General features: G+C 35.7%; 12 protein-coding genes and 1 riboswitch. Of the genes, 7 read left to right on the top strand and 5 right to left on the bottom strand.

Annotated elements, in window-relative coordinates:
- The first annotated feature begins 95 nt into the window (after positions 1–95).
- From AQ616_RS08455 to AQ616_RS08465, 3 genes are all read left to right on the top strand, one after another.
- Entirely contained in the window at positions 96–1,049 is a 954-nt protein-coding gene (locus AQ616_RS08455; RefSeq protein WP_017797823.1) for a dipeptidase, read from the top strand.
- 59 nt (positions 1,050–1,108) lie between these two features.
- The gene (locus tag AQ616_RS08460; protein WP_017797822.1) at positions 1,109–1,417 is read left to right on the top strand and encodes a hypothetical protein; all 309 of its coding nucleotides are present in this window, start codon (positions 1,109–1,111) and stop codon (positions 1,415–1,417) included.
- A gap of 127 nt (positions 1,418–1,544) precedes the next feature.
- A riboswitch (SAM riboswitch) is annotated at positions 1,545–1,651 on the top strand.
- A gap of 77 nt (positions 1,652–1,728) precedes the next feature.
- Positions 1,729–3,024: an O-acetylhomoserine aminocarboxypropyltransferase/cysteine synthase family protein gene (locus AQ616_RS08465; protein WP_017797821.1), complete on the top strand. Its 1,296-nt coding sequence runs from the start codon at positions 1,729–1,731 to the stop codon at positions 3,022–3,024.
- Between the two features lie 178 nt (positions 3,025–3,202).
- On the opposite strand, the gene AQ616_RS08470 is transcribed toward AQ616_RS08465, so the two are convergent.
- Positions 3,203–4,069 carry a YitT family protein gene (locus AQ616_RS08470; RefSeq protein ID WP_017797819.1) on the bottom strand — a complete coding sequence of 289 codons (867 nt, stop codon included), beginning with the start codon at positions 4,067–4,069 and terminating at the stop codon, positions 3,203–3,205.
- A 77-nt stretch (positions 4,070–4,146) separates the two neighbouring features.
- Positions 4,147–4,626 (bottom strand): SRPBCC family protein, encoded by a 480-nt coding sequence (locus AQ616_RS08475; protein WP_017797818.1) that lies wholly within the window; start codon positions 4,624–4,626, stop codon positions 4,147–4,149.
- A gap of 208 nt (positions 4,627–4,834) precedes the next feature.
- Here AQ616_RS08475 and AQ616_RS08480 point away from each other — a divergent pair, with 208 nt between their 5' ends.
- Positions 4,835–5,044, top strand: a complete 210-nt coding sequence (locus AQ616_RS08480) for an alpha/beta-type small acid-soluble spore protein (protein WP_017797817.1) — start codon at positions 4,835–4,837, stop codon at positions 5,042–5,044.
- Positions 5,045–5,422: 378 nt separating this feature from the next.
- Entirely contained in the window at positions 5,423–6,337 is a 915-nt protein-coding gene (locus tag AQ616_RS08485) for an aldo/keto reductase (RefSeq protein ID WP_069685546.1), read from the top strand.
- A 328-nt stretch (positions 6,338–6,665) separates the two neighbouring features.
- On the opposite strand, the gene AQ616_RS08490 is transcribed toward AQ616_RS08485, so the two are convergent.
- Complete coding sequence (locus tag AQ616_RS08490) at positions 6,666–7,760, bottom strand: branched-chain amino acid aminotransferase (protein WP_017797814.1); 1,095 nt, start codon at positions 7,758–7,760, stop codon at positions 6,666–6,668.
- Between the two features lie 146 nt (positions 7,761–7,906).
- Between AQ616_RS08490 and AQ616_RS08495 the strand changes: the two genes are divergently transcribed.
- Positions 7,907–8,686: an HAD family hydrolase gene (locus AQ616_RS08495; protein WP_069685547.1), complete on the top strand. Its 780-nt coding sequence runs from the start codon at positions 7,907–7,909 to the stop codon at positions 8,684–8,686.
- Positions 8,687–8,862: 176 nt separating this feature from the next.
- On the opposite strand, the gene serA is transcribed toward AQ616_RS08495, so the two are convergent.
- Both serA and AQ616_RS08505 read right to left on the bottom strand, forming a co-directional pair.
- Positions 8,863–10,449: a phosphoglycerate dehydrogenase gene (gene serA / locus AQ616_RS08500; protein ID WP_017797812.1), complete on the bottom strand. Its 1,587-nt coding sequence runs from the start codon at positions 10,447–10,449 to the stop codon at positions 8,863–8,865.
- A gap of 3 nt (positions 10,450–10,452) precedes the next feature.
- Positions 10,453–11,610, bottom strand: a complete 1,158-nt coding sequence (locus AQ616_RS08505) for a pyridoxal-phosphate-dependent aminotransferase family protein (RefSeq protein WP_017797811.1) — start codon at positions 11,608–11,610, stop codon at positions 10,453–10,455.
- Positions 11,611–11,829: 219 nt separating this feature from the next.
- Between AQ616_RS08505 and ilvD the strand changes: the two genes are divergently transcribed.
- On the top strand, positions 11,830–13,515 hold the full coding sequence (ilvD, locus tag AQ616_RS08510; RefSeq protein WP_017797810.1) for a dihydroxy-acid dehydratase: 1,686 nt from the start codon (positions 11,830–11,832) through the stop codon (positions 13,513–13,515).
- Positions 13,516–13,841 lie beyond the last annotated feature (326 nt).

Raw genomic sequence — 13,841 nt, forward strand, 5'->3', positions numbered from 1 at the left:
TATATAACTTGGTAATTATGAAATTGATTCATCTTACAAAGTCAATAATATAGGTGGTTTTTAATGTATTGTATATGTAAAGGAGGGTGAAAGTAATGAGATTTATCGACACACATTGTGATGCACTTCTTAAATTGCAGATGGCAAAAAGGGGCTTTCAACAACCAAAAAGGGTATTGAATTTTGAAAATGATCATGAACTAAATACAAATTTAGAAAGATTGCAGCAAGGTGGGGTACAAGTACAGTTCTTTGCTGTTTTCATACATCCAGATGTACCGACAAATGAGCAATGGCAACATGCTTTAGAACAAATAGATTTGTTTTATTCGGAGATTATTGAGAAACATCCGCAAATAAAACATATTAAACAATGGGATGAAATTAACAATCTTAAAGAACATCAAATTGGTGCAGTCCTAACGTTAGAAGGAGCAGAAGCAATAGGTAATGACTTGGTGAAATTGAGATATCTATATCGTTTAGGAGTTCTTTCGATTGGGTTAACATGGAATCATGCTAATTTATGTGCAGACGGTGCGGAGGAACCACGAGGTGGTGGATTAACAAGATTAGGTAAGTCGGTTGTTGAAATGAACAATAACCACATGGTCTTTACGGATGTTTCTCATTTAACCGTAGAAGGCTTTTGGGATGTAATGAAAAGTGCAAAATATCCTTTTGCTTCACATTCTAATGTTCGCGCAATTTGCGATCATCCAAGAAATTTATATGATGATCAAATTAAGGCGTTGATTGATTGCAACGGACAAATACAGCTTGCGTTGTATCCACCATTTCTTGTAAAAAATGCAGAGTCTGCTAAACTAACGGATCTTTTTCATCATATAGATCATATATGTGCGTTAGGTGGTGAGAAACACATTGGATTTGGATCAGATTTTGATGGTATTTCATATTTTATTGAAGGACTCGAGGATGCTTCTAAGTATGAGTTATTGCGAGATGAGTTACAAAAGCATTATTCTGAGCATTTAGTAAGAGGATTTATATATCAAAACTTTATTAATCATTTACCTCATGTATAAGAAGCCTTGATTTTTCTAATACTAGCCATTAGAAATGAAAAGAATGGCAGGTGCTTTCCATGTTACGATTCCTCGTTTTAACACTGGTATTATTATTTAGTATTAATCATATAGAGACTTCTGCTGAGCCTTTGGAATTGGATACTCCAAAGAATACGATACATGAATGGAAAGAAATCGAAAATCATGTAGAAAAAATACATGTAGATACTCATTATATTGAATATCGTCGAAATTTTATTAAAGAAACAAGACCTTGTAAAATTTATCATCATATACGTACTATTGTTTACTATTGTGAGATACATGGACATACAAAAGTAGAAACGGTTTTAGAAAAGATTGAACATAGTGAAGATCATTCATAATAAATGATAAAAGTGATGCGTTGGTTGACATACTACTTTCATATCACACTAAGATTAATACGAAAAAATTTATTGACATTTCGTACATTTTGCATTATTATTCTACCAATAACTTTATATATGTTTTTTCTTATCATGAGAGGTGGAGGGATATGGCCCTAAGAAACCTCGGCAACAGGTTCTTCATAGGATACTGTGCCAATTCCATCAAGCGAGTCGCTTGGAAGATAAGAATAGAATGACTTTTTAGTTGCTAACCTCTATTCTTATTGCAGAATAGAGGTTTTTTGAATGAAGAGGGAGGAATAATATTGACTAATAAATCTGATGGAACATTAAATTTTAATACGATTGCTCAACATGGAGGACAGGAGTTTGATAAGGAAACGAATGCTAGGGCGGTACCTATTTATCAAACTACATCCTATGGGTTCGAAAGTCCGGAACAAGCTGCGTCTCTTTTTCAAATGCAAGAAGCTGGCTACATTTATTCTCGTAATGCAAATCCAACAAACCGAGTTCTGGAAAAGCGCATAGCAGAATTAGAGGGAGGAATTGATGCATTTGCAGTTTCTTCTGGACAGTCCGCTATTACCATTGCTTTATTAACACTTGCGAAAGTAGGCGATGAAATTGTGGCAACAAATGAGTTGTATGGTGGTACTTATAATCTATTTTCTGAGACGTTTAAACGCTTTGGTGTAACGGTCCGTTTTGTCGATGGCACAAACTTCTCGGAAATATCCTCATCCATTAATGAGAATACGAAGGCAATCTTTACGGAAACAATTGGTAATCCTGGATTGCAAATAGCTGATATCAAAGCGTTAAGCACTATAGCGCATAATCATGGAATACCTTTAGTCGTTGATTCTACATTTACTACTCCATATTTACAACGGCCATTTACATTTGGTGCAGATATTGTAGTCCATTCAACTACAAAGTTTATAGGAGGACATGGAACATCTATCGGTGGGATTATCGTTGATTCAGGGGAATTTAACTGGGCAAACGGAAATTTCCCTGAATTTACAACACCTAAAAGTTCTTTAAACAATCAATCTTATATCGAACTAAAAAATGCCAATGCATTTATTTCAAAAGCGCGATTTGAATTAGGACATGACATTGGGACAGCATTATCTCCGTTTAATGGGTGGTTATTTATTCAAGGATTAGAATCACTACCATTACGAATGAAGCAACACGTAATAAATACGAGACAAATTGCTACGTATTTAAGTGAACACGAAAGAGTAACCTGGGTAAATTACCCTGGATTATCAGGAAATCATCAATATGAACTTGCAAAAACCTATTTACCTCAAGGGGCCGGAGCGATTTTTACATTTGGAATAGAAGGAGGGCATGAAGCAGCGAAAACGTTTATTCAATCGTTAAATTTATTATCACACGTTGCAAATATTGGCGATTCGAAGACGCTGGTAATTCATCCTGCAAGTACGACACACGCAAGATTAACCCCAGAACAACAAAAAAGGACGGGTGTGACACCAGATCAGATTCGTATATCAGTTGGATTAGAAGATGTGGAGGATATAAAAAGCGATATTCATCAAGCTCTTCAAAAAAGTAGGGGGTAATTTGAGATGGCACGATCCGTAGAACAGGTAATACGAATTCTTTTAACAAGAAGTGCACGAATACACTGAGAGGACATTCAATTATCGCTACCAGAATTAAGTTATTCAACGTTAAAAAACCAAGTAAGACAAAACCAGAACTACAATCTCTTGAATTGTAGTTCTGTATAATAAAACCTTATAATTTTTGTCCAGAATAACGATCGAGTGAAAATCCTTTTCCAAGAATTTCAGATGCATTTATAAATATGACAAAGGACTCTGGAGATTCAGTCTGTAAGAGTCTTTTTAATTTTACTGCTTCAGTTTGTTCTGCAACACAAAGTATCATGGTTTTATCAAGTTTGGAGTAACCACCTACGGAACGGATTTTTGTAAGTCCACGATCGATTCCATTTTGGATCAGTTTTTGAACGCCTTCTTCATCTTCGGTAATGATCATAATTAATTTAGTGGACGAAGTACGCAATTGTACGAAATCAATTGCTTTTCCAGAAATATAAATAGCCATTAGTGCAAATAAAGTAAGCTCGACACTAAATACAATAATGGAACCTATTACGACAAGTCCATCAACAATAAACTGGGAGTATCCGCTAGATATACCGGTGAACTTTTTAACAATCTGGGCAATTGCTGCTGTTCCACCAGTAGATCCATTTCCTTTATATACAATACCTAACCCTACACCAAGTAATAAACCACCATATAACGCACCCAAAAGTGGATTCGTCACTGTAACAGGTATTTCAGCACTTAAAAATATAATAAAAGGAACCCAGAATGTTCCAACCAATGTTTTGAAACTAAAGTCTTTTCCTAATGCAATCCAACCAATAATAAAAATTGGAATATTAATAACTAATTGTGTTAATGCAGGACTTAGTTCATATAATTCAAATAAAATTGTACTAATGCCAGAAATACCGCCTGCAGCAAGCCTTGCAGGTAAAAAGAAGATATTATAAGAAAGTCCTACAAGTGTTGCTCCGACAATAATATACAAATATTCTCTTATAACTTTGTTTTGTTTTAATTTATCCATGTAAACTGTATCCTTTCCCTCAAACATACCTCTTATACTGTATCACTGGAGGGGAGAGGAGTAAATACTATCTTTATTTATATTGGAATATTCACTCTCATGGAACGTTGTTGTTTATTTGGTGTTTTTATTTTTGTCGAAATTTTTTCCATGAAATCTTCCAATATTTTTGGGAGTAATTGCTTTACGACGGGATAAAGCATCGTACCTTTCCAGCCTTTTATTGTTAATTTCATATTTACAGAAACTATGGTGTCATTCTGATTAAATGATTTTACATGGAAGCTACCTTCACCAATACATTGTTCTTTTAAAGCATCAACCTTAAAAAGAATGGATGAAGGAGCTTTTATTTCTAAAATGCGTACATGGATGTGTGTGTCCTTTTTTAAAGAGCCAAATTCGCCATGTATTTTCCAAATCGATTCTTCATTAGATACGATTTGATGACTTTGATAGCCGGGAACAATTTCTACCCAATTGGACCAGTCTTCAATAAATTCCCAAACCTGTATACTATTACTGTTTAATTTAACTTCATGATAACACTTTACCATTTACTATTTCCTCCCAGTACTAAAAAATCGCACATGGGTAATGTATGAAATTAAATGTAGGATTAGAACGATAATTTTTCCTTTACTGTGAAAATAAGATAACAGTTAGGCTGGAAGTGTTTTCCGAGCATAAAAAAGATAAATTGACAAAAAATGATGAAAGAACAGTGTGTATAACTGCTGTTCAATTACACCGAGGAGTGATCATGTGGCTGACAGACGTAGAAATAAGTTGTTAGTACCGCAGGCAGATCGTGCATTAAACCAAATGAAAGAAGAAATCGCGAGTGAGATGCACGTTCAATTAGGTGCTGATACCACAGCACGGGAAAACGGATCGGTGGGTGGCGAGATGGTCAAAAGAATGATAAGCATTGCTGAAGATAGCATGGCTTATCGAAATGATGACCAGCACTAGATCGTCAATCTGAGTAACAGAACATTGATGATCTAAGAGGGCTGTGCTATTTAGCACGGTCCTTCTCTATCATAGGTTGAAAATTCGAATAGTAATTATATGGAGTGCATAGAGAAATTTGTTTATGTTCCCAGAAGTAAAAGAAATAAATCAAAAAAGTAAAATAAATCGCGATATATTCCCAAAAGTAAAGGTAACAAATCAAATAGGTAAAGTAAATTTCATATATGTTCCCAAAATAAAAGCAATCCAAAAGATAGGATAAATGCTTTTGGACTGTAGTTCTTTAATAATTCTCTTTCAAAAGACAGTTGCACGATTACTAAACATCACCTTAAATGCTCTATTAAATGATATAGTAGTTTTAGAGGTGATCAGATGAAAAAAATGGAATTAGGTAAAAGTGGATTAGAAGTACCTGCTATTGCTTTAGGTTGTATGAGTATGAACAAACTAACAAAAGCCGAAGCTGAAAGAGTTATTTCAAATTCAATAGAGCATGGTGTAAATTTCTTTGATCATGCAGATATTTATGGGAAAGGTAAATCGGAGGAAATTTTTGCAAAAGGTCTCCCTCGTGAAGTACGACGAGAAGATATCATCATTCAATCGAAAACAGGTATTAGAAATGGGTATTATGATTTTTCAAAACAACATATCATTAAATCAGCAGAGGAAAGTTTACAAAGATTGAATACGGATTATTTAGATGTATTTTTACTACATCGTCCAGATGCTCTAATGGAACCAGAAGAAGTAGCTGAAGCATTTTCAGCACTTCATGAAAGTGGCAAGGTGCGTTTCTTTGGTGTAAGTAATCATAATTCGATGCAAATTAAATTATTGGAAAAGTACTTAAAACAACCTATTATAACGAATCAACTCCAATTAAGTCTTACTAATTCAGGATTGATGAATCAGGGACTTTTCGTAAATACGAACTTTGAGCAAGCATCAGATCGTGATGGTAGTATTTTAGACTATAGTCGTTTGAATGATATTACCATACAAGCGTGGTCACCCTTCCGTCATGGTTTCTTTGATGGGTTATTTGTTGATAGTGATGACTATCCAGAGTTAAATGCAGAACTACAACAGTTGGCGGATAAGTATGATGTAAGTAAGTCAGCAATTGCAGTAGCATGGATTTTACGCCATCCTGCAAATATACTAACAATTATTGGTACTATGACACCAATTCGACTTACAAATATTGTAAAAGCATCGGAAGTAGATTTAACTAGGCAAGAATGGTATGGATTATGGCAAGCTGCAGGTAATAAATTACTATAAAAGAGTAGAGGACATGATTATGTTGTTTATAAAATCACGTCTATTTAAAGATAATACTATTTTATAACATCATTACCACTCTATATTCGTAATATAGAATTAGAAGAAAGACAGAAAATCCAGGATGAGAAAAATGATGAGAAAGAAAGAAAGGAAGATTGAAGAAGTAGTAATGGATGCAGAAAAGTCAATACAAAATGGAAACTTTTAGGGGTAAGTAGAACAAGTCTATATGATAATTGTAACCAATATAGTATTAATGAACAAAATCCCCCTTTTGATACAATTATAAGGGGGATTTATCATATTAATATTTATTACGGTTTTTTCAATGTTTCACTGGACTCTTTGCTTCAATGCCTTGAACCCATTGGAATGGATCATCTAAATCGCCATATTGAATACCAGTAATTGTATCGTAAATGCGTTTAGAAAGTTCGCCGGTTTCACCATTATTGATAATCATATCTTTACCTTCCCAAGTAAGTTGACCGATTGGTGAAATAACAGCAGCTGTACCTGATCCAAAAGCTTCTTCTAGCTCGCCGTCTAAATAAGCTTGATATAAATCCTGAATTGAAATTCGTTTTTCAGATACAGGAACGCCCCAATGTTTTAATAGTTCAATAACAGAACTACGAGTCACTCCTGAAAGAATGCTTCCGTTCAATTGAGGAGTGAAAACTTCTCCATTAATTTTGAAGAAGACATTCATACTTCCAACTTCTTCAACATACTTTTTCTCAACACCATCTAACCAAAGAACTTGTGCAAACCCTTGTTTAGCTACAATTTCTTGTGCTTTTAGACTTGATGCATAGTTTCCACCAGTTTTTGCTTCACCAGTACCACCTTTCACCGTTCGTACATAGTGATCTTCAACAGCAATTTTGACCGGGTTTATTCCTTCTTTGTAATAAGCACCTACTGGAGATAAAATGACGATTAACTTATAACTCATCGATGGTGCTACCCCAATATAAGCCTCTGTTGAAATAATAAACGGACGAATATATAGGGATGTTCCTTCTGCGCTCGGAACCCAATCCTTATCGATGGAGATTAACTGTTTTATTGCTTTTAGTGTGAACTCTTCATCGATTTGCGGAATACATAGACGATCATTTGACCGATTTAAACGCTCTAGGTTTTTCTCCGCACGGAATAATTGAATATCTCCGCTATCGGTACGAAATGCCTTTAATCCTTCAAAAACAGATTGACCATAATGAAAAATCATTGAAGAAGGGTCAATCGTTAGTGGTTGATATGGTACAATACTCGCATTATGCCATCCCAAAGGATCAGAGTAATCCATGACAAACATATGATCCGTAAAAGATCTTCCAAAAATCAACTGATCGGACTGAGGTTTCTCTTTCTTTGTTTCACTTCGTTGTACGCGAATTGTTTGTTCTTCCATATCAAACGTCTCCCTTGCTGTTGGTAAATTTCTATTTATCATAAGACATAAAAAAGATTTTATCAAGCCTAAATTTTAAATTAATTATGTTAAATTAGTAATATATTGTTTATTAAAGAGAATTATTGGATAAGGGAGGATATATTTTGGTTAAAGCAATCATGTTTGATTTAGATGATACATTGCTGTGGGATAAAAAAAGTGTACAAGATGCATTTGATCTCACATGTCAAAAGGCAAATCAAGCTAAAGGTGTTGATGCTAAAAGTCTAGAGGATAGTGTAAGAAAGCATGCTCGAAACCTGTATGCATCATACGAAACCTATGAATTCACTAAAAAAATTGGTATAAATCCTTTTGAAGGTCTATGGGCTACGTTTGATGATAAAGGAAGCAGCTTTGAAAATTTAAAAGAAATTGCTCCGCATTATCAAAAAGAATCTTGGAATCAAGGCCTACGAGATTTTGGAATTGAAGATGAGAACTATGCAAATCAGCTTGCAAATGCTTTTCGTGAAAATAGAAAACAAACAGCCTGTGTATTTTCTGAAGCAATAGAAGTACTGGAAAAGTTACAAAAGAAGTTACCACTGTTACTTTTGACAAATGGTTCGCCTAGCTTACAAAATCTAAAATTGGATTTATCGCCGGAATTAGTACCTTATTTTGAACATATTATTATTTCAGGTGATGTGGGTGTAGGTAAACCTGATACAGTGATATTTAATCTAGCATTATCAACACTAGAGTTACGGTCTCAAGATGTGTTGATGGTTGGAGATAATTTGCATACAGACATTATTGGAGCGAATCATCAAGGAATTCCTTCTGTATGGCTAAATCGATTTAATCAAAACAATGAAACGGATATTCAACCTACGTATGAAATAAAATCTTTAGACGAATTATTAACGCTAATTTTATAAATTCATCTGAATTAATGCAATATGTGTAGGAAGTAGATTTAATACTATAAAAAAAGAAAATGGGCGACTCCAGCGGAAACAGCACAAATTTAAAATCTACTTGGAAATAGCCAAGTTAGTTGAATCGTGTCCGCAAAAGGCGCCCATAGTTTCTTGGGAAATTAGGTTAAGACTATTTATAAATCAATCGCAGTAACGGATTTAATTTCATCTAGGCTTTCAATCTCGTTTAATGCTTCATCCGCTAGATGTCGATCTATGGTAAGAATCATAATAGCGTCACCACCAATATCTGATCGATCCACTTGCATCGTAGCAATATTAATATTATGTTTTGCGATGGTACTCCCCATTCTACCAATTACTCCTGGCTGGTCACGATGTTGGATAACGACCATATGACCTTCTGGTGTTATATCTACACGATATTCATCTACACGAACTAAGCGTGGACCTAATCCGTTTAATAATGTCCCTGCTGCTTTTCTAGTCCCAAACTTTCCTGAAACTTCGATTGTGATTAGGTTTGTAAACCCTTTTTTAGACGACGTTTTACTCTCACTAACTTCAATACCCTTTCGATCAGCTAGGAACAGTGCATTTACATCATTGATCCTACTTCCTAAGTAGCGCTTTAGAAGTCCTTTAACAGCGTTTCGAGTTAATGGTGCAATTTCGATATCCGCTAAATCACCAGCATACGTAATTTTCACTTCGCTTACCACTTCTTTTGTTAAATCCGTAATAAATGTACCAAGTTTTTCAGCGAGGTGGAAGTATGGTTCAATTTTATACATAATCTCGCTTGGAACTGATGGCATATTTACTGGGTTACGAACTGCTTTCCCTTGAGAGAACCGAAGTACATCATGACTAACATCGATAGCAACCACTTCTTGTGCTTCTACCGTACTTGCACCTAAGTGAGGTGTAGCAACCACTTCAGGTAGTGTTAATAACTTATGATCTGTAAAAGGTTCTTGTTCAAAGACATCAAGTGCAGCACCTGCTACTTTTCCTGACTGAATTGCATCGTATAATGCGTCTTCGTCGATAATTCCGCCACGAGCGCAATTAATAATTTGTACACCATCTTTCATTAGGTGAAAAGCATCTTTGTTAATTAAATGCTTTGTTTCCTTAAGCAGTGGTGTATGCACGGTGATAAAATCTCCAGCACGTAATACATCTTCTAGTGTCCCATATTGAACTCCCATCTGCTCTGCTTTTTCTTCTGTGAAGAATGGATCGTAGGCAATGACGTTCATTCGCTGACCTTTTGCTCGTGCAGCTACTTCAGCACCGATTCTTCCTAACCCGACAATACCTAAAGTCTTTTGCTTTAACTCAACGCCTACAAAACGTTTTCGATCCCATTGTTTTTGTTTTAACGCATGGTAAGCTTGTGGGATATTTCGTGATAAGGCCATAATCATTGCCATTGTATGCTCTGCTGCAGAGTTTGTATTACCATTTGGAGCATTAACGACAATAACTCCATTCTCTGTAGCAGCGTCTAGATCTATATTATCGACACCAACACCAGCGCGACCTATAATTTTTAAATTACTCGCTTGTTCAATTAAGGAACGGGTAATTTGCGTCTGGCTTCGAACTAATATGGCATCAAAAGCATCAATTTGGTCTAATAATTCTTCTTCATTCCATCCCGGATTAATCACGAGTTCAATATTTTCAGCCTCTTGAAGTGGTTTGAGTCCATCTTCACTTAATGGGTCACTAATAAGTACTTGAAAAGCCATAATTTATCTTACCTCCTGCTGTATATAAATTTGCTGAGCTGCAGCTGTGCCTTGTCCTAATTCAATATTCTTTCCGATCAGTTGTAAACCAATTTCAATTAAACTGATTGTTTGCAAAGTATCTGCTGGGGAACAATATCCCATATGTCCTATCCGAAATATTTTTCCTTTTAGATGTTGCTGGCCTCCTGCAAGTGATAGATTAAAATGTGATTTTAATGTTTGTCTGAGTTCTTCAGAATTAAAATCACTTGGTTGAACAGCAGTAACAGTCGGTGAAGCTGATTCGTCTGTGGTTAAAAGCGGAATATCTAATGCCTTAAAAGCCTCTCTCGTCATATCGCGTACAAGAAGATGTCGTCTAAACACATTACTTAATCCTTCTTGATCAATTAAGTTCAATACTTGATCCAAACCAAATAATAAAGACAAAGCAGGTGTAAATGGAGTAGAAGTATCCGCTAAGCTTTTTTTATAGGTTCGCATGTCAAGATAGAAACGCTGTTGTGGATTGTTCTCAATGACTTCCCAGGCACGTTCACTAGCACTGATAAACATTAGACCAGCTGGTAGCATAAATGCTTTTTGAGAACCAGTTACGAGGATATCTACTCCCCATTCATCCATTTTTGTTTCTACTCCAGCTACACATGAGACACCGTCTACAACCAATAAAGCATTAGATTTATGATGAATTACTTTCCCTAAAGCTTGAATAGGATTTAAAACTCCTGTAGAAGTTTCACAAAATGTTGCAAAAACTACACTAATTTCTGGATGATCTTGTAAATATGATTCTATGTAAGATGGATCAATTGGCTCTCCCCATGGTACATCAATTCGGTTTACATGTAAGTTATATGCGTTACAAATCTTTGTAAAGCGATCGCCAAATGCCCCAGTAACTATAACTAGTACATGGTCACCCGGTTTTGCAGCATTTGTAACTGCCATTTCCAGCCCTGCAGTACCACTGCCAGCAATTGGAATTACATCCTGTTTTGTGCCAAAAATTGGTTTTAATCTAGGTAATATACGTTGCAATAGTTCTTTTGTTTCCTTACCTCTGTGTCCAATCATCGTGCCATTCATAGCTTGTTGTACACTAGGTGGTATTGGACTTGGACCAGGTATACGAAGGAGGTGTTGGTCAGTAAGCATAATTATTACTCCTTTTTAATGCTGTAAATCAGCAAAGTATTTGATGTGTTGTTATCAATATAGCAATCTGAAAACCATTGTCAATATATTTCTGAAATTCAAAAACACAACGATAGTTTTAAGGTGCTTGATTATCAGAAAATAAATTAAAAAGACGAAATTCATTGAACTATAAAAATATTAGTCATATAATAGTCCGAAAAGAAGGGTGGAATATTTATGGGAAAAGATTTGCGGATAAAAAGTAAAGCATTTGACGGTACAATGCGAGCTCCAAATAGAGCGATGCTTCGTGCGGTCGGTGTAACAGATGAAGATTTTAAAAAGCCGATGATTGGTGTAGCGAGTACATGGGCAGAAGTAACCCCGTGTAACATACATTTAAATGATTTAGCTCTTCTTGCAAAAAAAGGAGTACGGCATTCTGATGCTGTTCCATTAATCTTTAATACGATAACAGTTTCAGATGGAATCTCCATGGGTACGCAAGGTATGAATTATTCTTTGCCAAGTAGAGATATCATTGCTGATTCTATCGAAACCGTTGTTGGAGCGGAAAATTTAGATGGATTAGTAGCAATTGGAGCATGCGACAAGAATATACCAGGGTGCTTAATTGCGATTGCTAATGCAGGGGTTCCGTCTGTATTCGTATACGGTGGCACCATTGCACCAGGAAATATTGATGGGAAAGACATAGATATTGTTTCTGTTTTTGAAGGTGTAGGACAACATAATGCAGGTACTATTGACGATGGTCAATTAAGAAGAGTAGAATGTCATGCTTGTCCAGGCGCAGGAGCATGTGGAGGAATGTATACTGCAAATACAATGGCATCTGCAGCGGAAGCTTTAGGAATCAGTTTACCTGGAAGCTCTTCTAACCCAGCTGAATCAGAAGAAAAGCGAGCCGATGTGGAGGCAGCTGGAGAAGCGATTAAGAATTTATTAGAAAAAGACATTTATCCAAAAGATATACTTACAAAAAAAGCTTTTGAAAATGCTATTACAGTCGTTATGGCATTGGGTGGTTCTACAAATGCGATTTTGCATTTACTTGCAGTTTCTCATGCAGCAGAAGTGGACTTGACGATTGATGATTTTAATCGTATTCAGAAAAAAGTTCCTCATTTAGCAGACTTAAAACCAAGCGGGCGTTTCGTTATGCAAGATCTTCATCGAGTTGGTGGGGTACAAGCAGTAATGAAATTGTTATATGAAAATGGTTACTTACATGGCGACTGTCTAACCGTAACAGGGAAGACTATCGCAGAAAATCTAGCAGAAGCTCCTAATCTTAAAGAAAACCAACAAGTGATTATGCCATTTGATAATCCAAAAAGAGAAGATGGTCCTCTGATTGTCTTAAAGGGAAATTTATCTCCAACGGGAGCAGTGGCGAAAGTATCTGGAGTTAAAGTGAAAAGACACACAGGTCCTGCGCGTGTTTTTAATACAGAAAAAGAGGCAACCCAAGCAATTTTGGATAACAAAATAAAAGAGGGAGATGTATTAGTTATTCGCTATGTTGGACCAAAAGGTGGTCCGGGGATGCCGGAGATGTTGTCTGTTTCTAGTATTCTTGTAGGTAAAGGAATGGGAGAATCGGTAGCTTTATTGACGGATGGTAGATTCTCTGGTGGTACACATGGACTTGTCGTGGGGCATATAAGTCCCGAAGCACAAGATGGTGGACCGATTGCATTCCTGCAAGAAGGGGATATGGTGACTATAGATTCTGATAAAAGAGAGATTTTCATGGACGTTTCAGCAGATGAAATTAAACTACGTCAAGGAAAATGGAAAGCCCCTGAACTACATAAGAAAGGGATTCTTGGAAAGTACGTGCATAATGTAACTTGCTCATCCAAAGGCGCGGTAACAGATTATTTACATCGAGACTAAACCAAAAGCTGTCAGTGAGGTCAAATCAGACTTCATTGGTAGCTTTTTTCTTTTGATTATTCGTTTTATAAATAAAAGTCAATTCTATAATTAGACAAAACTAATGCTTTTTATCGAGAAAGCTAATTTTTTCATTCTTACTACCCATAAATATTGATATGTAAGGTTTTCTGACATATATTCCATCTAACAAAGTCAGTTCTTTTTCACTTTATTACATAAATGTAATAAAAAACTCTATACCTAATCACGTTAATGATGTAAACGCATTCATAAAATCTGACAATCCGGAATAATTAAAAAACTTTTGAAAACCTATTGACGAC

This window comes from Oceanobacillus sp. E9 (genome assembly GCF_001741975.1).
Lineage (GTDB): Bacteria > Bacillota > Bacilli > Bacillales > Amphibacillaceae > Oceanobacillus > Oceanobacillus kimchii.

What these genes read in the sequence shown, in the direction of transcription:
- AQ616_RS08490 (WP_017797814.1), bottom strand. Translation starts at nt 7,760, where the DNA reads ATGGAAGAACAAACAATTCGCGTACAACGAAGTGAAACAAAGAAAGAG.
- serA (WP_017797812.1), bottom strand. Translation starts at nt 10,449, where the DNA reads ATGGCTTTTCAAGTACTTATTAGTGACCCATTAAGTGAAGATGGACTC.
- AQ616_RS08505 (WP_017797811.1), bottom strand. Translation starts at nt 11,610, where the DNA reads ATGCTTACTGACCAACACCTCCTTCGTATACCTGGTCCAAGTCCAATA.
- AQ616_RS08455 (WP_017797823.1), top strand. Translation starts at nt 96, where the DNA reads ATGAGATTTATCGACACACATTGTGATGCACTTCTTAAATTGCAGATG.
- AQ616_RS08485 (WP_069685546.1), top strand. Translation starts at nt 5,423, where the DNA reads ATGAAAAAAATGGAATTAGGTAAAAGTGGATTAGAAGTACCTGCTATT.
- AQ616_RS08475 (WP_017797818.1), bottom strand. Translation starts at nt 4,626, where the DNA reads ATGGTAAAGTGTTATCATGAAGTTAAATTAAACAGTAATAGTATACAG.
- AQ616_RS08470 (WP_017797819.1), bottom strand. Translation starts at nt 4,069, where the DNA reads ATGGATAAATTAAAACAAAACAAAGTTATAAGAGAATATTTGTATATT.
- ilvD (WP_017797810.1), top strand. Translation starts at nt 11,830, where the DNA reads ATGGGAAAAGATTTGCGGATAAAAAGTAAAGCATTTGACGGTACAATG.
- AQ616_RS08460 (WP_017797822.1), top strand. Translation starts at nt 1,109, where the DNA reads ATGTTACGATTCCTCGTTTTAACACTGGTATTATTATTTAGTATTAAT.